At 52.3% G+C, this 6,731-nt stretch carries 8 protein-coding genes; all 8 read right to left on the bottom strand.

Annotated features, from left to right (window positions below):
- Positions 1–989, bottom strand: a 989-nt coding sequence (locus PHF27_RS12420; RefSeq protein WP_300070581.1) for a histidinol-phosphate transaminase, incomplete at its 3' end; no start/stop codon positions are given.
- Between the two features lie 2 nt (positions 990–991).
- Entirely contained in the window at positions 992–2,287 is a 1,296-nt protein-coding gene (locus PHF27_RS12415; protein ID WP_300070579.1) for a hypothetical protein, read from the bottom strand.
- 39 nt (positions 2,288–2,326) lie between these two features.
- A complete protein-coding gene (locus PHF27_RS12410) occupies positions 2,327–4,267 on the bottom strand; it encodes a SpoIIE family protein phosphatase (RefSeq protein ID WP_300070577.1) in 1,941 nt (646 codons plus the stop codon).
- A 28-nt stretch (positions 4,268–4,295) separates the two neighbouring features.
- Positions 4,296–4,712: an ATP-binding protein gene (locus PHF27_RS12405; RefSeq protein ID WP_300070575.1), complete on the bottom strand. Its 417-nt coding sequence runs from the start codon at positions 4,710–4,712 to the stop codon at positions 4,296–4,298.
- A 22-nt stretch (positions 4,713–4,734) separates the two neighbouring features.
- The gene (locus tag PHF27_RS12400; protein ID WP_300070573.1) at positions 4,735–5,067 is read right to left on the bottom strand and encodes an STAS domain-containing protein; all 333 of its coding nucleotides are present in this window, start codon (positions 5,065–5,067) and stop codon (positions 4,735–4,737) included.
- A 16-nt stretch (positions 5,068–5,083) separates the two neighbouring features.
- Positions 5,084–6,004, bottom strand: a complete 921-nt coding sequence (locus PHF27_RS12395; protein ID WP_300070570.1) for a xanthine dehydrogenase family protein subunit M — start codon at positions 6,002–6,004, stop codon at positions 5,084–5,086.
- The gene (locus tag PHF27_RS12390; protein WP_300070567.1) at positions 5,926–6,399 is read right to left on the bottom strand and encodes a (2Fe-2S)-binding protein; all 474 of its coding nucleotides are present in this window, start codon (positions 6,397–6,399) and stop codon (positions 5,926–5,928) included. The genes PHF27_RS12395 and PHF27_RS12390 overlap by 79 nt, the downstream gene beginning before the upstream one ends.
- Positions 6,396–6,731: molybdopterin cofactor-binding domain-containing protein (locus tag PHF27_RS12385; RefSeq protein WP_300070564.1), on the bottom strand; the 336-nt coding region annotated here is incomplete at its 5' end. The genes PHF27_RS12385 and PHF27_RS12390, both read right to left, overlap by 4 nt.

Raw genomic sequence — 6,731 nt, 5'->3', positions numbered from 1 at the left:
AACTTGCGGTAAGCCAAGGTATCACTAAGCGGCAGGCGGATCATCATGTAATTGCCCTCGCCAGCCAGATGATGCAGTCCCAGCGCGGTAAGCTCGCTATGCAAAAAGGCCTTCGCCTCGCGCACCAGCGTTCGGGTATTTGCTACATGGTCTCCCTCATTATCCAGCGTAGCCAAGGCCGCAACCTGAGCCAGAGCGTTCACCGAATACACGACGCAGGTGCGGCGAATGACATTCACCACTTCCGGCGAACCGGCCAGATAGCCAATGCGCAAGCCCGCCAGGCCGTACATTTTCGAAAAAGTACGAAACACCACCAGATTTGGATATTCATGAAGCAGTTTCATACCGTCTGGAAAATCCTCTTGCTCCACAAACTCCGCATAGGCTTCGTCTAAGACAACGATCTGTCGACCACCCACGGCCTCCAAAAAAGCTCGCAGCTTTTTCTCCGTCCAATACGTACCAGTAGGATTATTAGGATTGCACACAAATAAAATTTTAGTACGTTCATCAATGGCCTTGAGCATGCTTTGCGCGTCGAAGGCCTCCTCGCACAAAGGCACCTGTTTGGATTGATACCCCGAAAATTCAGCTACCCATTCATAGACGGCAAAGGTTTTATCCGCGGTAATGATATTATCGCCAGCCTGACAAAACGCATTGATAACAAAGGCGATTACTTCGTTGGCGCCATTTCCTACCAAAAAGCAGTCGGCATCCAGTCCAAATTTCTGCGCCAAGCGCTGGCGCAAATGAAAGGCATCGCCGCTGGGATAGATAGCCGCCGCCGCCGGATCAAAAGCGGCAATAGTCGCCTGCGCTTCTTTCGCTGGCCCTAAGGCATTTTCGTTGTTATTCAATCTGTGAATCGACGGGCAATGAAACATATCCCGCAATACATCATCGGGCTTACTGGGAATATACGCCTGAATGGAGCGAATATGCGCAGGAACCAGGGTTTCCCATCTGACGGTTTGTCCCTGCATACTCAAGCCTCCTCCGGCAGCGTCAAAAGCAGCAGATCGCCCCGTCCGCCCCAAGGCAAAATGAACTGCGGCGTAAAGCCGGCAGCTAAAATAGCTGGCGCCGCCTCTACTTCGGCAGCTTTGCCCAAGTCCAACTCGAAAAATATATTTTTAATGTTCTCATTTCGCAAAGCGGTAACATGCATAGCCAGGTTTTCCTTCATATCCGCGCCAGGCGCCAATACCGCCAAAAACGCAGTCAGCTTACGCCGGTCCAAACGAGTGGACAAAATAGAATCCGCCAATTGCTCTTCCCCTTCATAGATCGCTGGCTGCAGCTTGCGCGGCAACGCCAAAAAATCATACTGCTGCCGCAAAAACGCTTCGATCATCGGATGTGCAAAGACACTCATCCCGTTATCTTCTTCCAATTGCCGATATAAAGCCGTATGACGCCGCACAACGCCGCCGACAGACGCTAAGACAACTTCTCCCAGCGGCTCAAAATATCCAGCAGGCGCCTGTGCTGTCGGCTGGCGCATGGTCATGCACACAATACCGGAACGAGCTAGCTTGTTAAGAGCCCCTTCTACCAAAGTGACAGCCAGGCCGGCTTGCTCCGAAAATACATACGGTCCAAAGGCTTCCACCATTTTACCGCCATACTGCCAGAGAAAGCCTCCCCCCACTTGCCCCTTGCTGTCTTGCATCAGCACCGCGCCATATTCGCCACTAGCAAGCATGTCGACAAGCTTACCAGGATAGTGAAAAAATTCCGGAGCACTGTCGCCATAAACAGCCAGCACCCTCCTGGAAAACTGCTTCAAAGCTTCCCGCTCCGGCTCGGCTAACGCAAAACCTAAAGAAGGAAGTTCTTCAAATTCTTCTGGCGCTGCCTGGGGATATCGCTTCTCCAGACGCAGCTGCAGCCCCATGCGATTATCAGATAGCATTTCAAGACAAAAATGGTCTACTGTACGCGCCGCCAAAAGCAGCCCCATTTCCGCCAACGCCGCATCATCATCCAATGACATACTGGCGGTCCGATTAAATACCTTCGTCGGCAACGCGCGCCGCGGAAACAGGCAGGATGCTTCCAGGTAATAGCCGCCATGACGACAGCAAAAATGCATCTCCCCGGCATCTTCTCGTTGTCCGCTGAGAAAAGCGAATAGCTCTTCCGTCGCCAGGGAAAGGCTTAATTGCTCTTCTTTGCCAAAGCCAAAGGCTTGTGCGGTGTTTTCCGTACAACTTACAATGACCGGCAGCATTTCTTCCTGTAACGGTATGTGCAGCTCTACAGACTGTTTTTGCTTCATAATGACTCTCCTTTTCACCAGCCAAGATTACGCCGCCTGTTATTTCAGCACTTTGGAAAATCCCCAGTAACGAAAGGCCAGCATAGTAATATCATCCGACTGCTCCGCTCCTGCGGCAAATTCGTGTAGTTCCTCTCTTACCTCGCGCAGCAATACATCTGGAGCGGCCTCGCGGCGATTGCACAACGCCGCTTCCAAGCGCGCCTCTCCAAAAAGTTCCTCGTCTTTATTAGCAGCCTCGGTTACGCCATCTGTGTATAAAAGCAGCATATCGTCAGCTTCTAAAAGGCAGCTTCCTTCGGTATAGGTCATACCCTCCATGCCGCCGATAACCGGTCCCTTGGCTTGATTCAAATACACCAGTTGTCCTGTTGTTTTAAGAAGCATGGGCGGACAATGGCCGCCGCTGGCGTAGCGGCAGACGCCGCTCGGTAAATGGACTGCCCCGCAAAACAAGGTGACAAACATGCAGGATTCATTATTGCGGGACAATTCGTCATTCAGGCGACTCAACAGTTCTCCTGGTTCACGTTTTTCTCTCACCAGCGAACGCAGAAGCGTTCTGGCAATAGCCATAAACAAAGCCGCGCCGATGCCTTTGTCCGATACGTCGCCAATGACTAAGTATAACGTTTCCGTTTCTTCATCCAAAAAGAAGAAATCATAGAAATCGCCGCCAACTTCCCGCGCCGGCTCCAGCAGCGCAAAAAGCTCAAAATCCGTACGCTCCGGGAAGGGAGGAAACTCTTTGGGCACCAGCCCCATTTGAATAGAGCTAGCAATGCGCAGCTCGCTGGCAATGCGTTCTTTTGCCGCCACCGTGGCCTGCATCATTTCCATGTAAATTTTCAGTTCGCTGATCATAATCATGAAAGCTTCCGCCAGGCGCGCCACTTCATCCCGACCGGAAATAGCCGGAATCGTCGCTTCAAAATTTCCTGCCGCCAGCTTTTGCGTAGCCTGCTCTAGTTGACGCAACGGCCTGGTAATGGAACGGGCAATGCCAAGCACCACAAAGCAGAGCAATAAAAAACCGCCTATACCTAAATACCACTGGGTACGACTCAAATCAAAGACACGCGCCATAAGCTCATCACGCGAGAAAAAGATCCCCAAGGACCAGCCGGTAGACGGGATCGGCATGTACATCACCCAGCCGATCTTACCGTTTACTTTGCTCGTATGAGCAACATATCCTTTTTGCCCTTGAATCATTTTTTGTCCTAATTCATACAGCCCCGAATCTTGCAGGCCTTCGGCGACACTAAAAATAGACTCCCGCATGACATAACCGCCCGTGGGATGCGCAATAAACCGCCCCTGTCCGGAAATGATAAAAGCGTAATTTTCCCGCCCCAGCTCTAAAGAATCCAAAAGTCCCGAAAGAATGGTCAGCGACATGTCTCCAGTTACAACGCCGCGCACCGTTTCCGGATCGGATGCAGAAAAGACAGGCGCCGAATAGGTCGCCATCAATACATTGCTAATGCCCTCGTCAAAATAGGGTTCGCTCCAAACGGCGCTTTTCATTTCTACCGGAAGCAAATACCAGTCCTTCGTTTCATAAGCCTGCGCCGGCCCTAAAGAAAGCTTTTGCAAGCCCCCATAGGTTCGATACAAATAGGCTCCTATGCCGGCAGGATGGTTTTTAGTTGCCGGCAAGGCAACTGCCGTACCGAACACATCCTCTTGGCCTTGCAAAAACTTTTCCATTAACTGATACGACTGCTCCGTAGAAACCGGCATGACTTCCATTACTGCCGCTAGCCCTTGCGCCATGCCTTCCACGCGCCGCGAAGAAACCTCGATCCGCGAAGTGACCGTTGCCGCCACATGCTGAGCCTCTCTCATCATCTCTTCTTCCAGCAATTGTTTGGCCGAAAAATAACTATAGCCAATTACCGCTGTCAGAATGGTGCCGACGCCAGCCATGATGAGCACTGTCAGCCGCCATGTAAGGCTCCATTTATTGAACATCATTGCCTATCCCCCGGTGAAAAATCTTTTTTCATAAGCGCGAAACAGCTACCGCCAAAACGTTCTGCCCATCCATCCGGCGGTAATGCACTTCATCAGTCATACGCCGTACGAGAAAAATACCAAGCCCCCCTGCTTCCCGCTCATTCAGCCCCGCCTTTAAATCCGGTTCCGCCGCCGCCAGGGGATCAAAAGGAATGCCGCCGTCTTCAAACTCAATGCCGAATTTGTCCTCTTCGCAATAAGTACGAATAACAATCTCGCCCGGCGGCACCTCATACGCATAATGGCAGATATTGACGACCACTTCTTCAATGACCAGTTCCAACTGCAAAATCCGCTTCGGACTTACTCCCGCCAGTTCCGCCTGCTCGGTAATAAAGGCAGTAATGGCCGGCACATTTTCATCTTGCGCGGCAAAAATGCGACTCGCTGTAGTCGATGACATAGCACTACCTCCTGCGCTGTTCTCAAAAATTAGCAACCGCTTCTTCCGCTGTTTCGTACACTGGGAAAAAGCTGTCAAAGCCCGATACGGAAAATACCTCTTTCACCAAACCAGACAACCCGCAAAGAGCCAAAGCCCCTCCTGACGCTTTCAACTTTTTGGCAATAGACAGAACGCAACGCAGACCGGCGCTACTAACATACTCCAGTGCCGTCAGATCCAAAACAAACTTACTCCCGCCGCTTTGAATAATATCCCCGCACTGTTTTTCCCATTCTGGTGCGGTTCTTGTATCAAGACGCCCTGTTACGGCAATCACCGTACACATCGCTTCATTTCGTACTGAAATCTCCATAAAATAACCCCTTTCTTTACTGTACAAGTTTAGACTCGCTAAGATGCAGAAGCAGATTACCTGCCAGCTGCCGACGGTACGCCGCACTAGCGCGAATATCGTCGATCGGCGTTACCCCTTCTTTAACCAACGCTCCCGCGTGACGCATTACTTCGTCAGTCAACGGTTTCCCCTGCAAAAACGACTCCACTTGCGGCAGTTGCACAACGGTTGGTCCTACACTGCCCCAAGCCAGCTTCATATACTTTATGGTTTTATCTTCTAGCAGCTCCCATTTTGCCGCCAAACTGGCAATGGAAATAGCCAAAGCCTTGCGTCGGCCCACTTTAAAATAAGCGGAACCAGTTTGGTTCTCAGGCCGTGGGACATGCACGCCTGTAACAAATTCGCCAGCAACCAGCGCAGTACGTCCAGGTCCCTCAATAAATTCAGCGATCGGCAGGCTGCGCCGACCTTCTGGTCCAGCCACCTCCACAAAGGCTTCCAATGCGTAGAGCGGCGGCAATGTATCGCCCGCAGGCGAAGCCGTACACACATTGCCGACCAAGGTGCCGCTGTGGCGTATAGGGGGAGACCCCACGACAGCGATCGCCTGCCGCAGCGCCGGAAAGCCGTCTTCTAGTGTTGGTAAATCCAATAGCTGCTGATAGGTAACTCCGGCGCCGATAAAGAGTCCATCTGTTCGCATTTCTACCTGCCGCAGTTCCTCCAAACGTTCCACGGAAAACAGTACAGGCGGCGCAGGCAGCCTGCGGTGCCTCACCCAAAAATCGGTGCCGCCGGCAATAATACGTCCAGTTGGCTGCGCTGCCAACAGCGCCTGCATTTCCGCAACGGTGCGAGGAAAGAGGATCTCCATCAGCTCGTCCCCCCCTGCAGCTTCGCTGCCGCCATTAAAGCCGCCTCCACGATTTTTTGATAACCCGTGCAACGGCATAGATTCCCGCTGATTCCCTCTCGCACTTCCGCTTCCGTCGGCAGCGGGTTGCGGTGTAACAGGTCGAGCACCGCCAGCACCATCCCTGGAGTGCAAAAGCCGCACTGCACTGCGCCGCAGTCAATAAAAGCCTGTTGCACAACCGACAAGCCGTCTTCCGTTGCTACGCCTTCGATAGTTACTATGTCCGCACCCTCTAGCTGCGCCGCCACCATCAGACAAGATAAGCGGCTGGAGCGGTTCACTAAAATCGTACAAGCGCCGCATTCGCCTTCGCCGCAGCACTCTTTCGTTCCTATCAAGCCAAAATCTTCCCGCAGTAAATCCACCACCCTACGCTCCGGCGGCGTATCGATGCTTACTTGTTTGCCATTTAACGTAAAAGACACCTTCATCGTACCGCCTCCAAACCAGCTTGCCGCAAGGCGGCCAGCACTTTTTCCCCTGTCAACGTCCCTTGAACAAGACGAGTTTCCGTAATCGAAGCAAGGCCATTGGCAATAGCCGGCAGAACGCCGTCAATACTGATTTCACCCGCCCCTTTCATCCCAAACGGACCGTCGTCTTCATAAATGTTGGCGGTTACTGTTTCCAGCGCCGGAAGATCCAAGGCTGTAGGCAGAATGTACGTTGAAAAATCACGCGTCCTCACTTCTCCAGCCTGTAAAACAAAATCCTCAAACAAGGCGTAGCCGATGCCTTGAGCCGCGCCGCCTTGAATCTGCTG

This window comes from Anaeromusa sp. (assembly GCF_028691475.1).
In the GTDB taxonomy this organism is placed as follows: Bacteria; Bacillota; Negativicutes; order Anaeromusales; family Anaeromusaceae; genus Anaeromusa.
This window is presented reverse-complemented; position numbering and strand designations above follow the sequence as displayed.